Raw genomic sequence first — 22,313 nt, forward strand, 5'->3', positions numbered from 1 at the left:
CATCAATCTTCCTTGCGCTGCTTTTCGAGCATGTCCGGCTGCAGGATTTCGATCCAGTAGCCGTCCGGGTCCTTGATAAAGGCCAGGCCTTTCATCTTGCCGTCGTCCGGCTTTTTCACGAATTCGACACCGAGCTTTTCGAAGCGATCACAGGCGGCGTACACATCCGGAACGGCAACGCCGATATGGCCGCCTGGGGCTCGTCGTTGCCATTGTGGTAGCCAAAACCGTTGTCGTCTTCGGTGCCCCAGTTGTGGGTCAGCTCGAGCATGGCTTCACGGCCGAAGGTATAGGTGGTGCGGTAGGCGTCGTCGTGTGGCACCAGGGCGGCATGGCGGTCGTCCAGGTAACCGAGGAAATACAGGGTGAACTTCATTTCCGGGAAGTCCAGCTTGCGCACCAGGCGCATGCCCATCACCCGGGTGTAGAAGTCCATGGAGCGCTCGGGTTCCTTGATGCGCATCATGGTCTGGTTGAATATATAACCTTCGGTTTCGGGAACGGGGGCGTCGTATAGGCCGGGGGCCTGTTCGAAATGCTTGGGCATTTTGGTTTTCCCTTTTTTCGCAGGATTTAACCATTATACCTGATTGCGTTTCAGGGGGATTTCAAGTTCGGAAAAAAGAACCGGGACTTACGAAACCAACTGATGCTCCCTGCCGGATCAAAGTGTTGTCGCTACCGGATTCAGAGGCTGTGATAAACTCATGCACACAGACTCCCACGCCGGCCCGACAACCTCAGGGACCAACCGGTTTTTACGACCTGTTCAGAGAACCTTTATGGATTTTCAGGCGCCCAACACCCTGGCCGAGCAGATTGCCAATTACCTGGCAGAGCGGATCATGACCGGGCAGATTCGCCCGGGTGAGCGGATTCAGGAGGTCACCCTCGCCGGCGAGCTGAAGGTGAGCCGGGCCTCGGTGAAGGAAGCCCTGTATGCCCTTGAACGCTGGCATCTGGTGGAGATCACGCCCCGCAAAGGCGCCTCGGCAACCCGGCTGGACGCCACCCACGCCTCCGAGCTGTACGATGTATATATGCATTTGCTGATGATGCTGGCCACCCGGCTGTGTGAGCGCTGGCAGGAGGGCGATAAGCCCGGGATGCTGGAGGCGGTGAGCAAGGTTATAGCGCAGATGAAGCGCCCGTCTACCGATATTACGGCGGTGGTGGAGGCGAGCTTTAATGTAATGGAGGTCTGCTGCGAGGTGGTCGATAATCCCTATCTCACGGAGGCTCTGTCAAACTTCAAACCGGCGGTTAGCCGTGCTTATTACCTCAGTGCTGATCGCTACCGCAGAGGTCTTGCCCAGACCAGTGAGTTTTTTGCCAATCTTCCGCAGGCGGTTCTGACGCGGGATTCGGTTAAGGCGCAGGCTTTAATCCGGGAGTTTGCGGAGCATCAGAAGTCTTTGATTCAGCAGGCCTTGGCTTCCTGACTTGGGTGGAGACGATGCGGGTAGGAGCACCTTCCAGAACCGTGCGGAGCCATGGGTGGAGTGCGAAGCACTTCACGGGCAAGCCATGGAGGGCTTGCCCCGGACCTTTGGCGCGACGCAGGAGCAATAAGCGCCAAAGGGCGGAGCCGAGCGTACAGGGATGTATTCACAGCGTGTTCTGGAAGGTGCTCCTACCCGCATCGCCCGCAACTCTTCAGATATTTTCCGCTCTTTGTTGTGAACAGTCTCACAGACCTTTCAGCTTTCCACGCCTATCGTAACAGTCTGTAACAAACCAAAACTTTTGCTGCATTGGTTGTGCTGTCCCCCTGCGGCCCGGGGAGTGCTTTAACGCTCTCCGCCAAAAACAATAAACCAGTCTTTTGGGGCCACCATGACTCTGTCACTTGCCTGTTGTCGAAGTACCACGTCTTCCACACTCTCGCTCTGGGTGCTCGCCCTGGCTCTTCCGCTGCCTGCGTTGGCGGAGTTCAGGCCGATGGGGGATGGTGCGCTGTCTGGCGTTACCGGCCAGGCGGGGGTGACGATTGAGCTGGAAACCAAGCTCAGCATTGACCGGTTCAGCTGGATTGATGAGGGTTCGCTGAATGTGAACGGTCTGCGCTTGTCCGGGCAGAACGATACGGTGCTGGACAACATGAAGCTGACCATCGATATTGCCGGCGATGGGGAGGTGCTGGAGCACGGATTTTCGGAGATTGCCCGTCGCGCCAATGCCGGGTTGCTGGCCCCGGGCAATCCGGATGTGGCCGATGCTCTGGCGAAGTATTCTGTCGCGGGCTCTTTTGGCAAGCAGTTCAATAGCGGTGATCTGGTGATGCACCTGGGTGCGACGGGCTATGGCGACCCGTCCAGTCTGGACGACTACCTGCGGGCGGTCGACTTTGAACTGGCGGCGGACAGTGTGACCAGCACCGGTACCGGGGGGACGGCCACTCTGTTCTCGAACATCCTGCTGCAAGGGTATATTGGGCCGACGGATCTGGTGATTCGTAACGGAGGCAGTTCCACCCGCACTCTGGCCAATGGCAATGAGGTGTCCGGCTCTGAGCTGCAGCTGGATACTCATTTCGAGATTACCAACGGCAGCCTGAACTGGGATGCCGCAGATGTGATTCTGCTGTTCAACTTTGCCGCCGTGGGTATCGAGGGGCTGCAGATTCATAACCGCCGGGGCGACGATACGCTGGGGCATTTCGGCATGGCCAGTGCGACGGCAAAACTCTCCCGGGGAACCAGTGCCGCCTCTGGCAAGGAAGGCCTGTCCATCCATGAGGTTGAGTTCCGGGCGGATATCGACATGCCCGTGTTCAAGGTGGGTGGCACAAGCATCGGCAGCGTTCAGTTCACGGACTTCGCCATCACCAACTCCACCATGATGGTTTATGGTCGCTAGCCTGGACACCAACCACTCCCTACCCTGTAAACTGCCCGTCTAACTCTTGACGGGCAGCCCATGACTGACTCCACTGACATCAATTATTCAAAGCGTGCCTCCGGGCGGCGGCTGGCGATTTTCAGCCTGCTGTTTGTCGGGCTTACCGCCGCCGGGCTGTATGCCGTTTACGATCAGTTTGCCGGGCGCAGCATTACCTTTGATTCCAGACTGATCACTCCGGAAACCCTGTTGTCGGTGGCTGGTTTGTTACTGGTCTATTTCATTTCTGACGGCCTTCGGCTCTACTACACGCTCAGGGCGCTTGGCCATCGGTTACCTCTGCCGGCCATGTTCCGGCTGGTGTTCATTAACCTGTTTTTCTCCAATATCACGCCTATGGCCACCGGTGGCGGCTTCGCGCAGATCTGGTATCTGCATAACCACGGCGTTCCGGTTGGCAGGGCCACGGCCGCCACCACCATCCGGACGGTGCTGGCGGTGGTATTTATCTTTTCCCTGACGCCGGTTTTCCTGTTGACGCTCAAGGCGCTGGATGGCCGTACCATTGCCGGCGACATTGGTACGGCCCTGGCGATTTTTATCCTGATTTACCTGGGCTTCTTCGCCGTTCTGTTGTTCCGCACGCACTGGCTGATCGGCCCCCTCAGCAAGCTCCTCAGAGCGGCCCGCCGGATTCATCTGATAAGCGAGCGTCGGCACCAGAGGTGGCAGTTCAAGGCCCGCCGGGAGATGCTGCGGTTCTCCCGCAGCTTCAGTGACTATCTGCGTGGCCGCCCCCTGTTCGTCGTTTTGTCGATTCTGTTTACCGCGGTTTTCCTGCTCAGCCTGTTCAGTTTTCCGGCGCTGCTGATGGCCAGCCTGGACTATGATGTGGATTACCTGGTGTCGCTGGGGCTGCTGGTGGTAACCACCTTCATCATGTATTTTTCACCCACCCCCGGCGCCTCTGGTATTTCCGAGGGTGTTTTTGGCAGCTTCTTCCGGGACATCCTCTCTGGCAATCACCTGATTCTGGTGATTGTCTTCTGGCGCCTGCTGACCATCTACCTGGGAATGATTATCGGCTTGATCGTCTTGCAGAAGGAACTTGTTGCCAACCGCGGGAGAACCGGATGATTTTCCGAAACCCACTCAAGCTTCTGTTCTACCTGTGCCTGCTGGTGGTACTTCTGCTGGTTGGCTATAAGGCCTACCTGAACCTGTTCACCGAGGATTTTGAAGGGGTACACACCGAGCAGGTTGAACGAATCCAGGGCACGGTCCAGCCGGGTGAATCCTTCAGTTTTGCGGTGGTGGGTAATATCAACAATTCCGTGGGGATCTTCGAGGACAGGATCATCCCGGAGCTGAACCGATCCAACCTCGATTTCATGGTATCGGCGGGTAATGCCGTCAGTGGTGGCGGTGAAGACAAGTACCGCGCCCTCTACGGCTCCCTGAGCCACCTGGAGATCCCATATCTGCTCACCTTCGGCGCCCACGAATACGAAGACTTTGGCAGTTTCCGATTTTATGACCATTTCGGACCACACTTCTTCAGCATCCAGGCAGGCAACAGCCGGCTGATTTTCCTGGACAGCACCGGCAAAACACCCTGGCGCTGGCAGATCCGCTGGCTGCACGAACTGCTTGCCAAGGACGAATCAAAGGCGCGGATCCTGTTTATTGGCCACCCACCGCTGCACCCGGAAGAAAATGCCCCGTTCGACAGACAGGATGACTACCTCGCACCGCCCGAATTCAGGGACGCGTTACTCCGGGCGGTGGATGAGCACGACATTGACCGGGTGTTCTCCGCCAACCTGTCTCTTTACTCGGAAAAGCAAATGGGGGATACCACGTTCATAACCACCGGTGGCGCCGGTGGTCTGGTGGTGAACAACGACATCAGTTTCTATCACTATGTACGAGTGGATGTGAACGCACAGGGGCAGGTCAGCCACACCCTGCAGCGCCTGGAGGTGGGCCAGCACCCGGTTCTGAAGCGCCTGGAAAGCCTCTGGTTTTTTATCTACTCCCTGTTCTACACGGGCTACATCAATTTCCTGTTGATTGTCGCGGTGTTCGCGGCCATTGCGATCAAATTGTACGGCGCGATTTTCATCGGCAAGGATTACTACCCGGATTACGATCTGGACCCGGCCCCCTGGCTTGAACGCCCGTTGCGAGTGGCCATGTTTACCAACAACTACCTGCCGTTCATCGGCGGTGTTCCCATTTCGATCGAGCGGCTGCGACGGGGGCTGGAAAAGCTGGGAGACAAGCTGCTGATCGTGGCGCCCCGGTACAAGGGCCAGCCGGAGACGGAAGCCCACGTGCTGCGGGTGCCCTCACTGCTCGCCATGGGGGAGAAACGGGAATTCCGGCTGGCCAATATTTTCCTCGGCCGGATCCGCAAGCGGGTTCGTGCCTTCGCGCCGGACATCATCCATCTGCACCACCCGTTCTGGCTGGGCTCGTTGGGGCTGTTCGTAGCGCGGCGACTGAAGGTGCCAGCGATTTACACTTACCATACCCGCCTGGAACACTACGCCCACTTTGTGCCCCTGCCGGGGATGCTGTTCCGCAACCTGATTTCCCATGCCCTGATCAAGCGCTTTTCCAACAAGTGTGACGGCGTGATTGTGCCAACCTACTCCACCGAGGAATACCTTCGGATGATCGGGGTAAAAACGCCGACCTTTGTGCAGCCCACGGGCATTGAATACCAGCGTTTCCGGGACGTTCGCCGGGAAGATATTGACCAGTTGCGTAATCAGCTGAATCTTGGAGACGAGAAGGTTTTCGTCAGCGTTTCACGGTTATCCAATGAGAAAAATATTGACTTCATGATTGAAGCGATTGATGCCCTGAGGCGGGAAACCGATGTGCCGTTCCGGTTCCTTATGATTGGCGATGGCCACCAGAAAGACCGGTTGCAGAAGAAGATAGAAGACCTTGACCTCCGGCAACATGTCACTCTGGTGGGTGCCATCCCCCCGGAAGACATGGCCACCTGGTACCGGCTGGGTGACGCCTTCCTGTTTGCCTCGAAATCCGAAACCCAGGGCATGGTGATCCTGGAGGCCATGGCGGCGGGGCTGCCGGTGGTGGCCGTGCGCTCCAGCGGCATCGAGGATGTGGTGCGGCACGGTTTCAATGGCTTCAAGACGCCGGAGAAGCAGGACCAGTGGCGGGCGCAGGTCAGGAAACTGCTGGAAGACGACGAACTGCGCAGCAAACTTGCCTCACAGGCTCTGGATTTTGCGAAGGACTATTCCGTCGAGCAGTTTGCCACTGACGTTCGCACAATTTACGCCACCACCCTGGCCATGTTCGCCAAGAAACGGAAACGCTCAGCAAGCAATCAGGAATAGTCAGGGTTATGGTTTCCCCTGCACCCTGATCGGTCCAGACTGAGTTCACGTATTATAAAAGTCGTTTTAACCATCGGAGAGTCTAAGTGAGCGGCATCCCCGTCGGAATCAGCACCTGCCTGCTGGGCAGGGAAGTTCGCCATGATGGCGGCCACAAACATTCCCGTTACTGCACCCAGGTGCTGTCAAAGCACTTTGAATTTCGTTCCATCTGCCCGGAGCTGGAAGCAGGCCTGGGCGTGCCCCGCCCGGCCATTCACCTGCGTGAATACAGCGATGGCCTTCGGCTGATCGAAACCAGGGGCACGGCAGATCACACCGGCGCCATGCACGGCTTTATCGACCAGATCATGCCCACCCTGGCGGACCTTCGGGGTTACATCCTGATGGCCAAATCGCCCAGCTGTGGCATGGAGCGCATCAAGGTGCACAACGAGAATGGCCAGGTGACCCGCAGGGACGGCCGGGGCATGTTCGCCGAAGCTCTGTTGAAAGCCTATCCGCTGATGCCGGTGGAGGAGGAAGGCCGCCTCAACGACGACATGCTTCGGGAAAACTTTATCGAGCGGGTCTTTGCCTACGACGACTGGATGCAGAATGTCGCGGGCGACAACCTTTCGGCCAGGGCGCTGATCGAATTCCACACCCGCCACAAGTTCCAGCTTCTGGCCCACTCCGAGAAGATCTACCGCCAGCTTGGCCCCATGTTGGGGGACCTGAAATCCGAGCCACTGGAAACTATCTCCGGCCGTTACATCAACCAGTTCATGGAGGCCATGAGCCAGAAAGTCAGCCGGGGCTCCCACCTGAATGCCATGCAGCACCTGATGGGCTACCTGAGAGACTCCATGGGCGACGAAGACCGTAAGGTGTTGATGGAGCAGATGGAGGCCTACCGCCGGGGTGAGGTGCCGTTGGTGGTGCCCATGACCCTGCTGCGCATGGCCCAGCGCCGGGAGCCGGTGGATTACCTGCACGCCCAGCAATACCTTACGCCCTATCCGGACGAGCTTGGTCTGAGAAACAACATTTGAAGCTTGAAAGCGGGGTCAGATGAAAAAGGGGTCAGATGAACTTTTCATCTGACCCCTTTTTCATCTGACCCCATTTTCACGCCGTTAATCAGAAGCCATAGAGGAGAGAGAGTGACGTCTCGGTGTCGGTGTTTTCAGAGCTGGCCGGTGCGTCGGATACGTGCTTCACCCGGACCGCGGCCTTCATCGAAAGGTTTCCCACCACATTGGCCTGCAGGGACGTCTCTGACTGGCTTATCGTGTTGTTCTCATCCAGCCCGATTTCGGTGCTGAGCTTCTGGCGGAACAGCGAATTGGCGGACAGGGCGTAGTCAAACTGCCCCGCAAGGCGGGCGATGGCCTCTTTTTCAGTATCTTCTCCCTGCGCGTTGACCGTATCCAGCTTGTTATAGCGGTAACCCGCACCCGCTGAGAGATCAAGAAAAGACCGATCGCCCGACCGCCAGAGCCGGTTCCCGTAACCAGTTGTCACTGTGGATTCGAAATCGTAGCCAGAGAAGCGGTCGTTCTCCCAGGAGCCGCGAAGAAACCAATACTGTTTTTTGTCGAACTTGTAGTCGGTTTCCAGAGCGGCCAGGTACTCCTCGGCCGTGGTTTCGTCCTCCGCTTCGGAGTAATTGGTGCTGAAGTCCCCGGTATGGCGCCAGGTTTCCACTTCACGAATCAGACCGAGACGGCCCTTGATGTTGGTCTCCTCGGTGTTGCCGGTGGTAACCAGCACACCAAGTTCGGTTTCGCCCTTCCAGTTATCCGCCTCCTGCCCATTGGCAAACGGCGCGATAGCAACTGCGGTGATGGCTACTGCCTGTCGTAACTCCATGAAGTCTCCTGTTGGTGTTGGTCAGGCTCCCTCGGTTTTGCTGGCCTTTTCACCGGCCAGGCTTTTCCGGGCCTGATGCTCTCTTTCAGCCTTTTTCCGGGCCTTGCGCTCGGCAATGATGCGGGCCGCTTCACCGCCCACGTGGGCCTCGCCACGCTGCCCTGCCAGGCGCATCTGACGTTCACGCTCGGCGAACCGGGCCTTCTGCACTTCGGTCAGCGAGTCGACGCACTGGTGACAGCTGACTCCCGGCTCATACTCCGGACGCTCTTTGTCTTCCTCGGTAATCGGCCTGCGGCAGGCGTGGCACTGATCGTACTCGCCACGCTCCAGCCTGTGGTTGACGGTTACCCGGTCATCAAACACGAAGCATTCTCCGCGCCACAGGCTCTGCTCTTCGGGTACCTCTTCCAGGTATTTCAGGATGCCACCCTTGAGGTGATACACCTCTTCAAAGCCCTGTTCCTTAAGGTATGCGGTGGATTTCTCACAACGGATACCGCCGGTGCAGAACATGGCCACCTTCCTGTGCTTCGATGGATCGAGATTCTGCTTCACGTATTCCGGGAATTCGCGGAAGGTCTCGGTGGCCGGATTGACGGCATTTTTAAAAGTGCCAATCTCGACTTCGTATTGATTACGGGTATCGACAAGAACCACGTCCGGATCGGAGATCAGATTGTTCCACGCTTTCGGATCCACATACGTACCGACAATGCGCTTCGGATCAATCCCTTCCACGCCCATGGTGACAATTTCCTTCTTGAGCTTCACCTTGGTGCGTTTGAAGGGCTGGATATCAACAAAGGATTCCTTGTAGTCAATACCGTCAAAACGCTCATCGCCGGTAATCCAGGCTTTCACGGCATCAATGCCTTCTCGGCTGCCGGCGATGGTGCCGTTGATACCTTCCCTTGCCAGCAGCAGGGTGCCATGGACGTCTTGCTCCAGCATCAGGTCCAGCAGCGGCTGGCGGAGGGACTTGTAATCGTTCAGGACTGCGAACTTGTACAGTGCGCAGACAACAACGTTGTTGCTCATCATTTTCTCCTGCGGGCCGGATCGTAAATCCGGAGCATGGGTTCGGGGTTATTCAAAGGCCGAAGCCTGAGAGGGCGCAGATTTTAACCAACTCAGGCTCACGATCAAGTGCGGGTTTTGCAGCACTACTCGGCCTTGCTGGCAAGCTCGCGCTCCACAACAGCGGAAAGCTGCCCCCAGCCCGGCCGCGTCAGGCGGATATTATCCACCAGAACGGTGGGTGTGCTGGTTACCCGAAGCTGCATGGCAACGCGGCGGCTTTGTTCTACGGCCTCGCGATGCAATTCGGTGGTCATACAGCGGCGGAAGCGCCGTTCTTCAAGGCCGAGGTCGCCGGCGTACCGGGTGAAGGTTGCCACCGGGTCGTTAGAGCCACTCCACTCGGTCTGGGAATCGTAGAGGCGATCGTGCATGGTCCAGTAGGCGCCCTGATCACCTGCACAGCGAGCAGCCTGGGCCGCGGGCATGGCGTTCTGGTGCTGCTGCAGCGGCAGATCGAAATAGACGAACCGGACCTTGCCCTCATCCACGTACTCCTGCTTCAGCCGCTTGCTCGCCGAGGAGAAGTTGCCGCAGGCCGGACACTGATAGTCTGCAAACTCCCGCACCACGACAGGAGCATCCTCCGGGCCCACTGAAACTCCGAACTGGTCCAACTGCGCCGGAAACGCCTCGGCATTGGCAGAAGCCACAGGCAGTTCGTCGGAGGTTGGCTCCGGTGCGGCGGTCAGGAACACCAACCCGAAAGCCACTGCGGCGACCACGAGCACACCGATGCCAATATAAAGCGGCTTGTTGGATTTTCCTTTTCGGGGAGGCGGTGCACCGGTTTGCTTGCGACGTTTTGCTTCACCCATGATGGAGCTCCTTTTTGTGTTTCTGATTTTCCGGAATTAATTAGCTGGCGACCGTTTTCAGAGCCAGCGTGGCACGCTAAGATCCTTTATATCCTACAAAAGTTCCAACAAAAACTAAGGAATCCTCATGCCATTACCCGCATCCCTGCAAGACACGCTCACTCTGCCGCTGGTTGCCGCACCCATGTTTCTGATTTCCGGCCCGGAACTGGCGCTGGCCTGTTGCAAACAGGGCATTGTGGGAAGTTTTCCGGCCCTGAACCAGCGCACCAGTGAGGGTTTTGAGGGCTGGCTGGTCCAGATGAATGAAGAGCTGGACGCCTTCCGGACATTGCATCCGGGTCACAAGACAGCGCCGTATGCGGTGAACCTGATTGTGCACCGGACCAATCCGCGCTGGCAGGCAGACCTTGAGCTGTGCGTGAAACACCAGGTGCCGATCATTATCACGTCACTGGGCGCGGCCAGCCAGGTGGTCGAAGCGGTGCACGGCTACGGCGGCGTGGTATTCCACGATGTGACCAACCAGAAACACGCACGGAAAGCGGCGCAAACCGGCGTCGATGGCATCATTGCGGTAGCGGCCGGCGCCGGCGGCCATGCCGGCACCATTAACCCGTTTGTACTGGTACACGAAATCCGTGAGGTGTTTGATGGCACCATCCTGCTGGCCGGCGGGCTGTCTCATGGCGAAGACCTGCTGGCTGTACAGGCCCTGGGTGCAGACCTGGCCTACATGGGTACCCGGTTTATCAATACCACCGAATCCCAGGCGGAAGAGGCTTACCGGAGCATGATCATCGAGGCTGTTTCCGGCGACATTATCCACACACCGGCGGTGTCCGGTGTGCCCGCCAGCTTTATGCGGCAGAGCCTGGAGGCCGCCGGATTCCCCATGGACAAGCTGAACCAGGCGGGCGACATCAATTACGGAGAAAAGCTCAAACCCATTGACGATGAAGCCATGGCCTGGAAAACCGTCTGGTCTGCTGGCCAGGGCGTCAGCCAGATCCACGACGTGCTGAGTGTCGCGGATCTGGTGAAACGACTGAGCGAGGAATACCAAAACGCCCGGGCCTGGCTAGTGTCATCTCCCCCGGCCCTCTGATGGCGACGGAAATCATCACGATTTATTGTCAGGGCATGAATACTGTTGGGAGCTATGAGTTCGCCTTCAAATTCAGGGTATCTGCATTTCGTGATTGATCCGGGGTCAGATGGCCCCATCCTCGATCAGCTTCACCAGTGTTGATAGATCGGCCCCGTAGTTGACCCCCTTCTCCTCCGGTTCCGGCCTTGTGAAGCTGATACTCTTCCTCATCATCACCCCACCAAATCCGGTATCCTGTGGCGGCTGACGCTTGCGCTTGAAGTTCGGGCGCTTGACCTTGTGAGCCCCCTCCGAGAAAAGGATTTTGACTCTCAAGGCCTCAAAGCTATAGCCACGACCCAGGCGATTCATCACCCGAATGAGGTTGTTCAGGCTCTCAGTGTAGGCATTGGTAATGGCGTGATCGAAGTAGGCGAAAATGTGCGGATGCCAGTTATCCATCGCCCTGACCAGTGGGTAAAACGCCTCGCGCACCTCCGGCACCAGGTTGTCCCTCCAGATGGCATAGGCTCGCTCTGCATCGGCACGGGTATCCATGTCCCAGATACCGTAGAACGCCTCTTTGGCATCGTAGGCAGCCTCCAGCATCGGGTAGTTGGCCGTCCAGCCCGAGAGCTTGAGGTATTCCTTGTCGGTGAGTTCGTTACGGCGCTTGAGCAGCACGAAGCGGTCGTGCATCAGTCCCCGGCGTTCTTTGGTGGTGAGTTCGGCACGCTGGGCCTTGCGGATCGTATCCAGGGCCTCATTCGCCATCCTGACCACATGAAACTTGTCGATCACGATGGTCGCCTGTGGCATCAGAGCCTCCACCGCCTCTCGGTAAGGGTTCCACATATCCATCGCCACATATTGCACCTTCTCGCGCCCCTGCATGGTCTGGAAGTGGCCCATGACCGTCTTCTTGGTGCGGTCGCGCAGAACCTCGACCGCCGTGTTGTGCTCAATGTTGGAGATAATGCAGCGGGGTTTCTTGATGATGTGGATTTCGTCAATGCCCATCCACTTCGGCACCTCGAAGCAAACCGTGCGCTCCAGCTCGTTGATGTAGTCGCGGAAGACGTTTTTGACGGTGTTCTCAGCCAATCCCACCTCATCGGCCAGGTGCGCGAAGGGGCGTTTGATGGCCTGCTTGCCCACCCAATCGACCAGGCGTGCGGTCATCAGTCGCTTCTCATCGACATCCGGTAGACGCTCGTAGAAGGTCTTTCCGCACTGGCGGCAGCGATAGCGCCTGGTATCGACATAGATACCGACACGTTTTCCGTGCATGGGCAGGTCGCGGATCAACTGCTCACGGCGTCCGAACCCGACAATCTCTCTGTGGCCGCAATGCTGGCAGGCGGATGGGTGCTTCGTTGCCCCGGCCCAGATGTGGTAGTCGTGGTCGTCTTCCTCGATGCTGGCGATAGTGTAGGAGGGAAGATTCAGAATATTGCGAGGCATGTTATTCGTGGGTCACAGCAGACTCTCCACGCATTCAAAACACCGGCAATCTGCTGCGTGTATCTCTATGGCATTCGTGCTTTTGGTGGCAACTTCAAAGAACGGCACTTCACTATTGTCCGTTTCTGCAACCCACATACCTTTCGCCGTTGACCAAACAATTGAATGCGGTTCTTGATCAATCATGATGGTATCGTGCTCATAGAGGTCGTTCCCGTTGGTATCCTCGAACCCAGTGAACAACTCCAGATCGACGGTTTCCATGCTGTTTACCGCTGTGCAACCCTGTTGAAGTTGAAACCACAAAACGGGCAGGTGCCGTCAATGCGTGAACGTGTGCGGTAGCGTTTGCAGGTTGAGCGATAGCAGGTGACGCTCTGGCTCTTACTTGGATGCCATTTTTGGCGAGGCGGAGAAACGGCTTGGCTTTGTTTGTCGGCGATACTCATGGGGATGGAGATGCCCCCGGATAATTGAGGAATTGAATTACCTCCCCAACCTGCACTTCCAATTCCGGCAAATCTCTCTCGACAGTCCTCCAGACCACATCCAGATCGACTTTGAAGTACCCATGCGCCAAGGCATTTCGCGTGCCGTAAGCCGCTTTGAGGGGAAAATCTGGATGCTTTATCGCAAAGTCAGGGAAATGACGTTGGATACTACCTGCCGCCTCACCGATGATCTCCAGGTTGCGGATCACTGCATCCTGTTTCTCTTCATTAACAAGGAACCCGACTTGATCAATGTCCTGGAGATAGCGCTGAATACGACCGATAGCCTGCTGGATGTGCCCAAGGTAGTCTCTCAGGGCGAGTTCATCCCGACGACTCATACAGCCCGAGCCTCATTGAGCACTTCCATTTTCCACCTGTCAGGCAGCGCAGCGGGAGTCAGTACATCAACCTCTACTCCGAGGAGTTCAGTCAGCTCTGTGCGAATAGCACCAACATCGAAGAGGGAGGTTTCCTCCGTGGTGTCGATGAGGATGTCCAGATCGCTTGCATCCGTATCCTGTCCGTGGAGGACGGAACCGAAGATACGCGGGTTTTTGGCATGATGCCGCTCCACGATCTGCCGTATGGCATCACGGTGCTGTTGATATGCGGTAGATGGCTTCATACAGAGGCCCTCATTGGTACTCAGATAGCCTAACTTTAGGGCATCTAGTGTCCGCCGTCAATCACGTATTGCGTTTTTGCGCCATAGTTACGGCATAGTTACGGCATTTGAATCGAGCAGAGGAAATCTACGCCGAGATTCAGGCGCTGGAGGAGAAGAAATAGCCGGGGGAGCCTTTACTCCCCCATCAACTGCCTGATCCGATGGTTGAGCCGCGCCACTTCCCGGCGCATTTCCTCAACCTCATCGAGCAACTCCAGAGACATCGCGAGGCCGGGCAGATTCATTTTCAGATCCCGTTGCAGTCTTTGGGCTTTGCGCAACCGGTTTAGGGCCGCGACATCGAACTGCCATTGCCGGGCCTCCGGGGAGTCCTCCAGTGGCGCAATGATGCCGTAGTCAACCAGTTTGATAACAAACTCGGCATGGCATTCGCCGCGTTCGCAGATTTCACGCAGGGTGAAGGTGCTGCCATCCTGGTCGAACACCTCTACCGTCAGAATATGGTCTTGCTTGTTCATCCCTTACTCCCGCTCACACGTGAAGCCTGCTGCGTGGATTGAAGTTTTTCTCTGCCTCGGCCAACTGGGCATAGAGCTTTTCAGCCTCCGGGCTGTGTTTCTCAGGCATGGCCACCTGAAGAACGACGATCTGGTCGCCCGGATGTTTGCCCGGGAAGCCTTTGCCCTTGAGCCTGAGCTTACGGCCGCTGGTGGAGCCCTTCGGGACTTTGACATTCACCTTGGAGCCAACCGTTGGCACAGTCACCGTTGCACCCAGAGCCGCCTCCCAGGGCGCCACGGGCACGGTAACCATGACATCGCGGCCTTCAATGGTGAAATGCGGATGCGGCGCGAACTCCACCTCGATGAACAGATCGCCAGGCTCACCGCCGCCAATACCCGGAGCACCCTGACCTTTCAGGCGGATATGCTGCCCCTCGCGCATGCCGGCGGGGATCTTCACTTTCAGGGTTTTCTGCCTCGGAATAACCCGGCCATGCGGGTCGGCTTCGTGCACGGTAAACGACACCTGCTTGTCGCAGCCATGGAAGGCTTCTTCCAGGAACAGGGCGATCCTGGCATGGACATCTTCACCGCGCATTTTCATGTTCTGGCGGAAACCTCCACTATCAGAACCACCGGAGAACCCACCCCGGCGACGGCCTCCGAAGATCTCCTCGAAGAAATCGCTGAACTGGCGGGCATCGGCCTCAGTATAGCCACCGCCGCCAAAACCGGATGCGCTCTGCCATCCGGGTGGCGGCTCGAAAGAACCATCAGCCTTGGCGCCGTACTTGCGCAGCTGATCGTATTCCGCCCGCTTCTCTGGGTCTTTCAATACTTCGTAGGCCTCACCAAGATCCTTGAACCTGGTGTCGGCGTCCTTTTCCTTGCTGACATCCGGATGATACTTCCGGGCCAGCTTCCGGTAAGCCTTTTTGATCTCCTCGGAGGAGGCAGACTCGCTCACACCGAGCACGGCGTAATAGTCTTTGAAGTCCATTCTGGTCCTCACCGCTGGTTAATCTGCTGAGCGAATTGCTCGTATACTAACCACTATATTTGATGAGGTTCGGGAAATTACAAGGGTGGGGTTGTTCTTACTTGAGGTGGATCAGGGTTTGGGGTGGACACTGGAGGTTGGCAGAGCCAGACCACCTGGGCGCCACCCTGAAGCCATCAGGCTACAAGACGGCGCACTCCAAGGGCTTACTTGACCTTCGGATCCAGCTCACCGGAGGCATACCGCTCAAACATGCGCTCCAGGTTGACCGGTTTGATCTTGCTGGCGTTGCCGGCACAACCGAAGGCTTCGTAGCGTGCGATGCACACGTCGGTCATGGCCTTCATGGTTTCCTTGAGGAATTTGCGCGGGTCAAACTCCGCCGGGTTTTCGCTCAGGAAGCGACGGACGGCACCGGTGCTTGCCAGGCGCAGGTCGGTGTCGATGTTGACCTTGCGCACGCCGTGCTTGATACCTTCCACGATTTCTTCAACCGGGACACCGTAGGTTTCCGGGATCTCGCCGCCGTATTCGTTGATGATCTTCAGCCACTCCTGGGGTACGGAGCTGGAGCCGTGCATGACCAGATGGGTGTCCGGGATACGGGCGTGGATGGCTTTGATCTGGTCGATAGCCAGGATGTCGCCTGTGGGCGGACGGGTAAACTTGTAGGCGCCGTGGCTGGTACCGATGGCGATGGCCAGGGCGTCCACGTGGGTCTTCTTGACGAAATCCGCGGCTTCTTCCGGGTCGGTCAGCATCTGGCTGTGGTCCAGGGTGCCTTCGGCGCCGATGCCGTCTTCTTCACCGGCCTGGCCGGTTTCCAGGGAGCCGAGGCAGCCCAGTTCGCCTTCTACGGAGACGCCACAGGCGTGGGCCATTTCAACGGTGCGGCGGGTGACGTCAACGTTGTAGTCGTAGTCGGTCGGGGTTTTGCCGTCTTCACCGAGGGAGCCGTCCATCATCACGGAGCTGAAGCCCAGTTGGATGGAGCGCTGGCACACGGAGGGGCTGGTGCCGTGGTCCTGGTGCATGACCACCGGGATGTGCGGGAATTCTTCGATGGCCGCGAGGATCAGGTGGCGCAGGAAGGGGGCGCCGGCGTATTTGCGGGCACCGGCAGAGGCCTGGACAATCACCGGGGAGTCGGTTTTGTCGGCGGCTTCCATGATGGCGCGCATCTGTTCCAGGTTGTTGACGTTAAAGGCTGGCACACCGTAACCATGCTCGGCGGCGTGATCCAGCATTTGCCGCATCGAAATCAGGGCCATGGGTCGTCTCCTTCATTTGGACTTTGGATGTTTGAATTCTGTTTTGGTGCAGACTTTGGTCGTCAGACGTTGGAGTCTGCTGCGGCAGGTGGGGACCGCTTTTCGGGACACGCTGTGAATACGTCCGTGTACGCTTGACTGCAGCATCCATGCTGCAGACAGTCCCGGAAAGCGGTCCCCCACCTGCCTTGCGATTCTGACCTTATTGCTAGCCTCAGTCAGAACCGCATCTATTTGTTCACTCTCCGCGCTCTTCCAGTACCGCTACCGCCGGCAGTGTTTTGCCTTCGACGAACTCAAGGAAGGCGCCACCGCCGGTGGAGATGTAGGAGATTCTGTCAGCAACGCCGTACTTGTCAACGGCGGCGACGGTGTCACCACCGCCGGCCAGGGAGAAGGCGTTGCTTTCGGCGATGGCCAGAGCGAGTGCTTTGGTGCCATTGCCGAACTGGTCAAATTCGAAAACGCCGACCGGGCCGTTCCAGAGGATGGTTTTGGCGTTTTTCAGTACGTCGGCGAACTTGCCAGCGGTTTCCGGGCCGACGTCGAGGATCATGTCGTCGTCGCTGACGTCGGAGATGTTCTTGGTGGTGGCGGTGGCGGTTTCGGCGAATTCGCTGGCTACCACTACGTCGACCGGCAGAGGGATTTCAACGCGGGAGGCAATGTCCTTGGCGGTGTCGATCAGGTCGTGCTCGCACAAGGATTTACCGACCGGGTGACCCGCTGCGGCCAGGAAGGTATTGGCGATGCCGCCGCCAACGATGATCTGGTCGCAGACTTTTTCCAGGGCGTTGAGTACATCCAGCTTGGTGGAGACCTTGGAGCCGCCAACGATGGCAACGACGGGCTTGGCCGGGTTGTCCAGGGCTTTGCCGAGGGCATCCAGTTCAGCGGCCAACAGCGGGCCGGCGCAGGCTTCGGGGGCGAATCTTGCCACACCGTGGGTGGAGGCCTGGGCGCGGTGGGCGGTGCCGAAGGCATCCATTACGTAGACGTCGCACAGGGCGGCGTACTTCTTTGCGAGGTCTTCGTTGTCTTTCTTTTCGCCTTTGTTGAAGCGGACGTTTTCAAACAGGACCACTTCGCCATCGGCGACTTCAACGCCGTCCAGGTAGTCCTTGATCAGGCGCACTTCCTGGCCCAGCACCCTGGAGAGATGGTCAGCGACGGGCTTCATGGAGGAGGCTTCGTCGTACACGCCTTCTTCCGGGCGCCCCAGGTGTGACATCAGCATGACCCTGGCGCCGGCGTCTTTGGCGGCCTTGATGGTCGGTAGTGACGCGCGGATGCGGGCGTCGCTGGAGACCTTGCCATCCTTGACCGGCACGTTCAGGTCTTCGCGGATCAGCACCCGCTTGCCGGCGAGGTTGAGGTCGGTCATTTTCTTGATGGCCATAACGTTCTTCCCTAAGTCTGTGTGAACACGTGAACATGGGTCTGCCCCCATACGGGGTCAGACCCCTTTTTCAGTCTTTTCCAGCCAACAGCGGCTGACATCGAGCATCCGGTTCGCGAACCCCCACTCATTGTCGAACCAGCACAGCACTTTCACCATGGTGCCCCCGGTTACCCGGGTCTGACCGCCGTCCACGATGCCGGAATGGGCGTCGTGGTTAAAATCGGAGCTGGCCAGCAGTTCGTCGGTGTAACCGAGAATGCGCATCAACGGGCCGTTGGCGGCCTCTTCTAACAGTTTGTTCACCGTTGCCACATCCGTGGACTTGCCCACATTAACGACCATGTCGATGGCAGACACGTTCATGGTGGGCACCCGCATGGCCACCGAACTGAACTTACCCACCATGTGAGGCAGCAGGCGCTCGATGCCTTTGGCGAGCCCGGTTTCCACCGGGACGATGTTGTGCAAAGCGCTGCGGGTGCGGCGCAGGTCCTGGTGATGATAGGCATCGATCACCGGCTGGTCGTTCATCGCCGCGTGAATGGTGGTGGTACTGCCCTGCTCCACACCGAAGGCTTCGTCCAGTACCTTGATTACAGGCACCAGGCAATTGGTGGTGCAGGAGGCGGCGGCGACGATGACGTCCTCCGGGCAGAGATCGCGGTCGTTGATGCCGTAGACCACGGTGCGGTCCACATCCGATTCCGCCGGCTGGGAAAACAGCAGACGTTTGGCACCGGCCTGGATATGGCGTTCTGCGGTGGCGCGATCGGAATAGGCGCCGGAACACTCAAGCACCAGGTCAACTTTCAGGAGATCCCAGGGCAGCTCCGCCGGTTCGGAATGGCGCAGGACCCTGATGGCGTCACCATTGACCATCAGGTCCTGGCCCGCTACGGAAATCTCACCCTGGAACCGGCCATGGGTGGAATCGTAGCGGGTCAGGTGGGCAATGGTGTCGATATCCGACAGCTCATTAATGGCGACCACCTGCAGGTGGTCGCGGAAGCCGTTTTCATAAAGCGCACGCAACACGCACTGGCCGATTCGGCCGTACCCGTTGATGGCAATGCGAAAAGGCGCGGAGTCTGTCATCAGGCGTCCAGCAGTTCAGCGGCCACTTCCAGAACATTGTCGACGGTAAAGCCGAATTCCTTGAACAGCTCACCGGCAGGCGCGGACTCACCAAAGGTGGTCATGCCGATAATACGGCCGTCCAGGCCCACGTACTTGTACCAGTAGTCGGCAATGCCGGCTTCGATAGCAATGCGGTTGGTCACGTCCAGCGGCAGAATCTGCTGCTTGTACTCGGCGCTCTGGGCATCGAAGGTATCGGTTGACGGCATGGAAACCACACGCACCTTGCTACCCTGCGCACGCAATTTGGTAGCGGCGTCCTGGGCCAGGCCCACTTCGGAGCCGGTAGCGATCAGGATCAGTTCCGGTGCGCCTTCGCTGTCAGACAGGATGTAAGCACCCTTGGCCACATCCGCGAGCTGCCGGGCATCGCGGTCCTGGTGCGGTAGTCCCTGACGGGAGAAGACCAGGGCAGTCGGGCCGTCGGTGCGCTCGAGGGCCGCTTTCCAGGCCACGGCGGTTTCCACCGTGTCGGCCGGGCGCCACATGCTCATATTCGGCGTGGTGCGCAGGCTGGCCATCTGCTCAACTGGCTGGTGAGTGGGACCATCCTCGCCCAGGCCGATGGAGTCATGGGTGAACACAAAGATTGAACGCTGCTTCATCAGCGCGGCCATCCGAACCGCGTTGCGGCAGTATTCCATGAAGATCAGGAAGGTGGCGCCGTAGGGCACGAAGCCGCCGTGCAGGGCGATGCCGTTCATGATCGCGACCATGCCGAACTCGCGCACGCCGTAGTGGATGTAGTTGCCGCTGGCGTCTTCCCTGGCCAGTCCCTTGCTGCCGCCCCAGATGGTCAGGTTGGAACCGGCCAGGTCGGCCGAACCACCCATCAGTTCCGGCAACAGGGGACCGTAGGCGTTCAGGGTGTTCTGGGAGGCCTTGCGGGAGGCAACCGTTTCGCCCTTGTCCTGGCATTCCTGAATGTAGGCGTGGGCCTTGCCGGCAAAATCTGAAGGCAGATCACCGGCCATGCGGCGCTTGAATTCCGCGGCCAGCTCCGGCTCGGCCTTTTCGTATGCGGCGAACGCCTGCTCCCACTCTGACTGAGCCGCTGCGCCTTTTTCACGTGCGTTCCAGGCGGCTGCGATTTCGGACGGAACTTCAAACGGGCCGTATTGCCAGCCCAGTTGCTCGCGGGTCAGCGTGATTTCGTCGTCACCGAGCGGCGCACCGTGGCTGTCTTCCTTGCCCTGCTTGTTGGGAGAGCCGAATCCGATGATGGTCTTGCAACAGATCATGGTGGGCTGATCGGTGTTGGCGCGGGCAGCCTCAATGGCAGCGCGCACGGCGTCGGCATCGTGGCCGTCCACCGCCGGAATCACCTGCCAGCCGTAGGCTTCGAAACGCTTCGGGGTGTCGTCGGTGAACCAGCCTTCCACTTCACCATCAATGGAAATGCCGTTGTCGTCGTAGAAGCAGATCAGCTTGCCCAGGCCCAGGGTGCCGGCCAGGGAGGCCACTTCGTGGGAGATTCCCTCCATCAGGCAGCCGTCACCGAGGAAGGTGTAGGTGTAGTGATCCACAATGTCGTGGCCGGGACGGTTGAACTGCGCTGCCAGCGCCTTTTCCGCCAGGGCGAAACCCACGGAATTGGCAAAACCCTGCCCGAGAGGACCGGTGGTGGTTTCAACGCCCGGGGTATAACCGTATTCCGGGTGGCCCGGTGTTTTCGAGTGCAACTGACGAAAATTCTTCAGGTCGTCAATGGAAACGTCGTAACCGCTCAGGTGCAGCAGGGAGTACTGCAGCATGGAGCCGTGACCGTTGGACAGCACGAAGCGGTCCCGGTTGGCCCACTGAGGGTTAGCCGGGTTGTGGCTCAGATAATCGTTCCACAGTACCTCGGCGATATCCGCCATACCCATGGGCGCACCCGGGTGGCCGGACTTGGCTTTCTGAACCGCATCCATGCTCAGCGCGCGAATGGCGTTGGCGAGATCTTTACGAGACGGCATTGACGTTTCTCCAGTGTTTATCGGGAAAGAATTCGGACTGCTTAAAAAAGAGGCGCGTATTTTCGCCGATTACTGTGTGCCGGGGCAAATCGGCATAGACCTCTTTCACGATTGTTTGCCTGTGGATTACCGAAACGGGCTGATTCCAAAGAATCACAAACCTATATCAAAATTTTTTGATATTCCTGTTGATTGACCACCCAAACCCCCCTAAACTTCTCAGCCATGACATCCCTGAACGCACACGCAAACGAAATGTCCTCCGTTGACGCACTGGCTCCGATCTTCAAGGCAAGCGGGGACCCTTTGCGCCTGGAGATCCTGCGTGTGCTGAGACGGGATACCTTTGGAGTGCTGGAACTCAGCCAGCTGTTCGATATGCGCCAGTCCGGCATGAGCCATCACCTGAAGGTGATGAACAAGGCCGGCTTGCTCGAGCCCCAGCGGGAAGGCAACGCGATTTTCTACCGCCGCCCCCTGCACCTGGACACTGACAAGCCAACGGACCAGACCATCCGCCAGATTTTTGAAGCGGTGGACAGGGTGCCTCTGCCGCCGAACCTTCAGGAAAAAATTGAAGCGATCCGCAACCAGCGGGCGGATCAGTCCCAGGCGTTTTTCGCACGGTACGCCGAACAGTTCCGGGAACAGCAGGAACTGATTGCAGCCTTTGATCTGTATGCCGAGCCTGTGGCAGCGCTGATTCGCAAGCGGTCCGGGAAACACCAGTGGCAGACTGCCCTGGAGATCGGGCCCGGCGAAGGCGCGTTCCTGCCGGTACTGGCGGAGCTTTGCGGGCATGTGGTTGCCCTCGACAACAGCCGGGACATGCTGGCCAAGGCCACCCGCACCTGTATTGAGCAGCGGCTGAACAATATTGATCTGATTGAGGGCGTAACCGACACACTGCTCGCCCGGGGTGACGGGTTTGACCTGGTGGTCGCCAACATGGTGCTGCACCACGTGCCCAGCCCGGCCGACATTTTTCTGGACGCATCGGCCCTGATGAACAACGGCGGCTGCCTGGTCATCAGTGATTTGTGCAGCCACGACCAGGACTGGGCCAAAGAGAACTGCGGTGACCTCTGGCTGGGTTTTGAACCGGAAGAGCTGACCGCCTGGGCCACGGATGCGGGTTTAAGTGCCGGAGAACAATTGTTTATCGGCCTTCGCAACGGCTTTCAGATACAGGTTCGGGAATTCTGGAAAAACGGCGGACAGATCTGACGACTGACATCTCAATATCAATAAATTTTGATATACAGATACGTAGTTTTACGTATCCTTACACAGACCAACAACCCGGTAACCGGAAGACACTTTTAAGATTGGCCCAAGAAAGGCTGAAGAAAGACTCTTACCGGTCTGAATTTGAAACGCTCACAGAGGAGCACGC

Annotated in this window: 20 protein-coding genes and 1 pseudogene; 7 read left to right on the top strand and 14 right to left on the bottom strand. The window is 58.1% G+C overall.

Annotated elements, in window-relative coordinates:
* Positions 1-2 precede the first annotated feature (2 nt).
* Positions 3-547 (bottom strand): annotated as a pseudogene (gloA, locus tag D0851_RS07820) (lactoylglutathione lyase).
* A 235-nt stretch (positions 548-782) separates the two neighbouring features.
* Between gloA and D0851_RS07825 the strand changes: the two are divergent.
* The 5 genes from D0851_RS07825 (at position 783) to D0851_RS07845 (ending at position 7,252) form a co-directional block, all read left to right on the top strand.
* Positions 783-1,442: a GntR family transcriptional regulator gene (locus D0851_RS07825; protein WP_117618129.1), complete on the top strand. Its 660-nt coding sequence runs from the start codon at positions 783-785 to the stop codon at positions 1,440-1,442.
* Between the two features lie 394 nt (positions 1,443-1,836).
* The gene (locus D0851_RS07830; RefSeq protein ID WP_117618130.1) at positions 1,837-2,859 is read left to right on the top strand and encodes a DUF6160 family protein; all 1,023 of its coding nucleotides are present in this window, start codon (positions 1,837-1,839) and stop codon (positions 2,857-2,859) included.
* A 60-nt stretch (positions 2,860-2,919) separates the two neighbouring features.
* Positions 2,920-3,978 (top strand): lysylphosphatidylglycerol synthase transmembrane domain-containing protein, encoded by a 1,059-nt coding sequence (locus D0851_RS07835; protein ID WP_117618131.1) that lies wholly within the window; start codon positions 2,920-2,922, stop codon positions 3,976-3,978.
* Positions 3,975-6,218, top strand: coding sequence for a glycosyltransferase (locus D0851_RS07840; protein ID WP_117618132.1), 2,244 nt, complete (start codon positions 3,975-3,977; stop codon positions 6,216-6,218). The genes D0851_RS07835 and D0851_RS07840 overlap by 4 nt, the downstream gene beginning before the upstream one ends.
* A gap of 86 nt (positions 6,219-6,304) precedes the next feature.
* Complete coding sequence (locus D0851_RS07845; RefSeq protein ID WP_117618133.1) at positions 6,305-7,252, top strand: YbgA family protein; 948 nt, start codon at positions 6,305-6,307, stop codon at positions 7,250-7,252.
* An 88-nt stretch (positions 7,253-7,340) separates the two neighbouring features.
* Here D0851_RS07845 and D0851_RS07850 read toward each other — a convergent pair whose 3' ends face one another.
* The 3 genes from D0851_RS07850 to D0851_RS07860 all read right to left on the bottom strand — a co-directional run bounded on the left by D0851_RS07850 (position 7,341) and on the right by D0851_RS07860 (position 9,970).
* On the bottom strand, positions 7,341-8,072 hold the full coding sequence (locus D0851_RS07850) for a YdiY family protein (RefSeq protein ID WP_117618134.1): 732 nt from the start codon (positions 8,070-8,072) through the stop codon (positions 7,341-7,343).
* Between the two features lie 21 nt (positions 8,073-8,093).
* On the bottom strand, positions 8,094-9,113 hold the full coding sequence (locus D0851_RS07855) for a rhodanese-related sulfurtransferase (RefSeq protein ID WP_117618135.1): 1,020 nt from the start codon (positions 9,111-9,113) through the stop codon (positions 8,094-8,096).
* A 125-nt stretch (positions 9,114-9,238) separates the two neighbouring features.
* Positions 9,239-9,970: a DsbA family protein gene (locus tag D0851_RS07860; RefSeq protein WP_117618136.1), complete on the bottom strand. Its 732-nt coding sequence runs from the start codon at positions 9,968-9,970 to the stop codon at positions 9,239-9,241.
* 127 nt (positions 9,971-10,097) lie between these two features.
* On the opposite strand from D0851_RS07860, the gene D0851_RS07865 reads away from it, so the two are divergent.
* Positions 10,098-11,078, top strand: coding sequence for an NAD(P)H-dependent flavin oxidoreductase (locus D0851_RS07865; protein ID WP_117618137.1), 981 nt, complete (start codon positions 10,098-10,100; stop codon positions 11,076-11,078).
* A gap of 105 nt (positions 11,079-11,183) precedes the next feature.
* On the opposite strand, the gene D0851_RS07870 is transcribed toward D0851_RS07865, so the two are convergent.
* From D0851_RS07870 to tkt, 10 genes are all read right to left on the bottom strand, one after another.
* Entirely contained in the window at positions 11,184-12,524 is a 1,341-nt protein-coding gene (locus tag D0851_RS07870) for an ISL3 family transposase (protein WP_117618138.1), read from the bottom strand.
* Between the two features lie 12 nt (positions 12,525-12,536).
* A complete protein-coding gene (locus tag D0851_RS07875) occupies positions 12,537-12,788 on the bottom strand; it encodes a hypothetical protein (protein WP_117618139.1) in 252 nt (83 codons plus the stop codon).
* 181 nt (positions 12,789-12,969) lie between these two features.
* Entirely contained in the window at positions 12,970-13,356 is a 387-nt protein-coding gene (locus D0851_RS07880; RefSeq protein WP_117618140.1) for a DUF86 domain-containing protein, read from the bottom strand.
* A complete protein-coding gene (locus D0851_RS07885) occupies positions 13,353-13,643 on the bottom strand; it encodes a nucleotidyltransferase family protein (RefSeq protein WP_117618141.1) in 291 nt (96 codons plus the stop codon). The genes D0851_RS07880 and D0851_RS07885 overlap by 4 nt, the downstream gene beginning before the upstream one ends.
* A gap of 176 nt (positions 13,644-13,819) precedes the next feature.
* Positions 13,820-14,164, bottom strand: coding sequence for a chaperone modulator CbpM (locus D0851_RS07890; protein WP_117618142.1), 345 nt, complete (start codon positions 14,162-14,164; stop codon positions 13,820-13,822).
* Positions 14,165-14,177: 13 nt separating this feature from the next.
* Entirely contained in the window at positions 14,178-15,149 is a 972-nt protein-coding gene (locus tag D0851_RS07895; RefSeq protein ID WP_117618143.1) for a DnaJ C-terminal domain-containing protein, read from the bottom strand.
* Positions 15,150-15,355: 206 nt separating this feature from the next.
* Positions 15,356-16,420: a class II fructose-bisphosphate aldolase gene (fba, locus tag D0851_RS07900; protein WP_117618144.1), complete on the bottom strand. Its 1,065-nt coding sequence runs from the start codon at positions 16,418-16,420 to the stop codon at positions 15,356-15,358.
* 238 nt (positions 16,421-16,658) lie between these two features.
* Positions 16,659-17,819, bottom strand: a complete 1,161-nt coding sequence (locus tag D0851_RS07905) for a phosphoglycerate kinase (RefSeq protein ID WP_117618145.1) — start codon at positions 17,817-17,819, stop codon at positions 16,659-16,661.
* Between the two features lie 57 nt (positions 17,820-17,876).
* Complete coding sequence (gene gap, locus D0851_RS07910; RefSeq protein ID WP_117618146.1) at positions 17,877-18,917, bottom strand: type I glyceraldehyde-3-phosphate dehydrogenase; 1,041 nt, start codon at positions 18,915-18,917, stop codon at positions 17,877-17,879.
* Positions 18,917-20,917 (bottom strand): transketolase, encoded by a 2,001-nt coding sequence (gene tkt / locus D0851_RS07915; protein WP_117618147.1) that lies wholly within the window; start codon positions 20,915-20,917, stop codon positions 18,917-18,919. The genes gap and tkt overlap by 1 nt, the downstream gene beginning before the upstream one ends.
* A gap of 225 nt (positions 20,918-21,142) precedes the next feature.
* Here tkt and D0851_RS07920 point away from each other — a divergent pair, with 225 nt between their 5' ends.
* Positions 21,143-22,144: a metalloregulator ArsR/SmtB family transcription factor gene (locus tag D0851_RS07920; RefSeq protein ID WP_117618148.1), complete on the top strand. Its 1,002-nt coding sequence runs from the start codon at positions 21,143-21,145 to the stop codon at positions 22,142-22,144.
* Positions 22,145-22,313 lie beyond the last annotated feature (169 nt).

The sequence above is a fragment of the Marinobacter sp. Arc7-DN-1 genome, assembly GCF_003441595.1.
GTDB classification, from domain to species: Bacteria; Pseudomonadota; Gammaproteobacteria; order Pseudomonadales; family Oleiphilaceae; genus Marinobacter; species Marinobacter metalliresistant.

Bases quoted from the DNA above. Each gene is read 5' to 3' on its own strand.
- D0851_RS07825 (WP_117618129.1), top strand. From the start codon at position 783: ATGGATTTTCAGGCGCCCAACACCCTGGCCGAGCAGATTGCCAATTAC.
- D0851_RS07830 (WP_117618130.1), top strand. From the start codon at position 1,837: ATGACTCTGTCACTTGCCTGTTGTCGAAGTACCACGTCTTCCACACTC.
- D0851_RS07835 (WP_117618131.1), top strand. From the start codon at position 2,920: ATGACTGACTCCACTGACATCAATTATTCAAAGCGTGCCTCCGGGCGG.
- D0851_RS07840 (WP_117618132.1), top strand. From the start codon at position 3,975: ATGATTTTCCGAAACCCACTCAAGCTTCTGTTCTACCTGTGCCTGCTG.
- D0851_RS07850 (WP_117618134.1), bottom strand. From the start codon at position 8,072: ATGGAGTTACGACAGGCAGTAGCCATCACCGCAGTTGCTATCGCGCCG.
- D0851_RS07855 (WP_117618135.1), bottom strand. From the start codon at position 9,113: ATGAGCAACAACGTTGTTGTCTGCGCACTGTACAAGTTCGCAGTCCTG.
- D0851_RS07860 (WP_117618136.1), bottom strand. From the start codon at position 9,970: ATGGGTGAAGCAAAACGTCGCAAGCAAACCGGTGCACCGCCTCCCCGA.
- D0851_RS07865 (WP_117618137.1), top strand. From the start codon at position 10,098: ATGCCATTACCCGCATCCCTGCAAGACACGCTCACTCTGCCGCTGGTT.
- D0851_RS07870 (WP_117618138.1), bottom strand. From the start codon at position 12,524: ATGCCTCGCAATATTCTGAATCTTCCCTCCTACACTATCGCCAGCATC.
- D0851_RS07875 (WP_117618139.1), bottom strand. From the start codon at position 12,788: ATGGAAACCGTCGATCTGGAGTTGTTCACTGGGTTCGAGGATACCAAC.
- D0851_RS07880 (WP_117618140.1), bottom strand. From the start codon at position 13,356: ATGAGTCGTCGGGATGAACTCGCCCTGAGAGACTACCTTGGGCACATC.
- D0851_RS07885 (WP_117618141.1), bottom strand. From the start codon at position 13,643: ATGAAGCCATCTACCGCATATCAACAGCACCGTGATGCCATACGGCAG.
- D0851_RS07890 (WP_117618142.1), bottom strand. From the start codon at position 14,164: ATGAACAAGCAAGACCATATTCTGACGGTAGAGGTGTTCGACCAGGAT.
- D0851_RS07895 (WP_117618143.1), bottom strand. From the start codon at position 15,149: ATGGACTTCAAAGACTATTACGCCGTGCTCGGTGTGAGCGAGTCTGCC.
- fba (WP_117618144.1), bottom strand. From the start codon at position 16,420: ATGGCCCTGATTTCGATGCGGCAAATGCTGGATCACGCCGCCGAGCAT.
- D0851_RS07905 (WP_117618145.1), bottom strand. From the start codon at position 17,819: ATGGCCATCAAGAAAATGACCGACCTCAACCTCGCCGGCAAGCGGGTG.
- gap (WP_117618146.1), bottom strand. From the start codon at position 18,917: ATGACAGACTCCGCGCCTTTTCGCATTGCCATCAACGGGTACGGCCGA.
- tkt (WP_117618147.1), bottom strand. From the start codon at position 20,917: ATGCCGTCTCGTAAAGATCTCGCCAACGCCATTCGCGCGCTGAGCATG.
- D0851_RS07920 (WP_117618148.1), top strand. From the start codon at position 21,143: ATGACATCCCTGAACGCACACGCAAACGAAATGTCCTCCGTTGACGCA.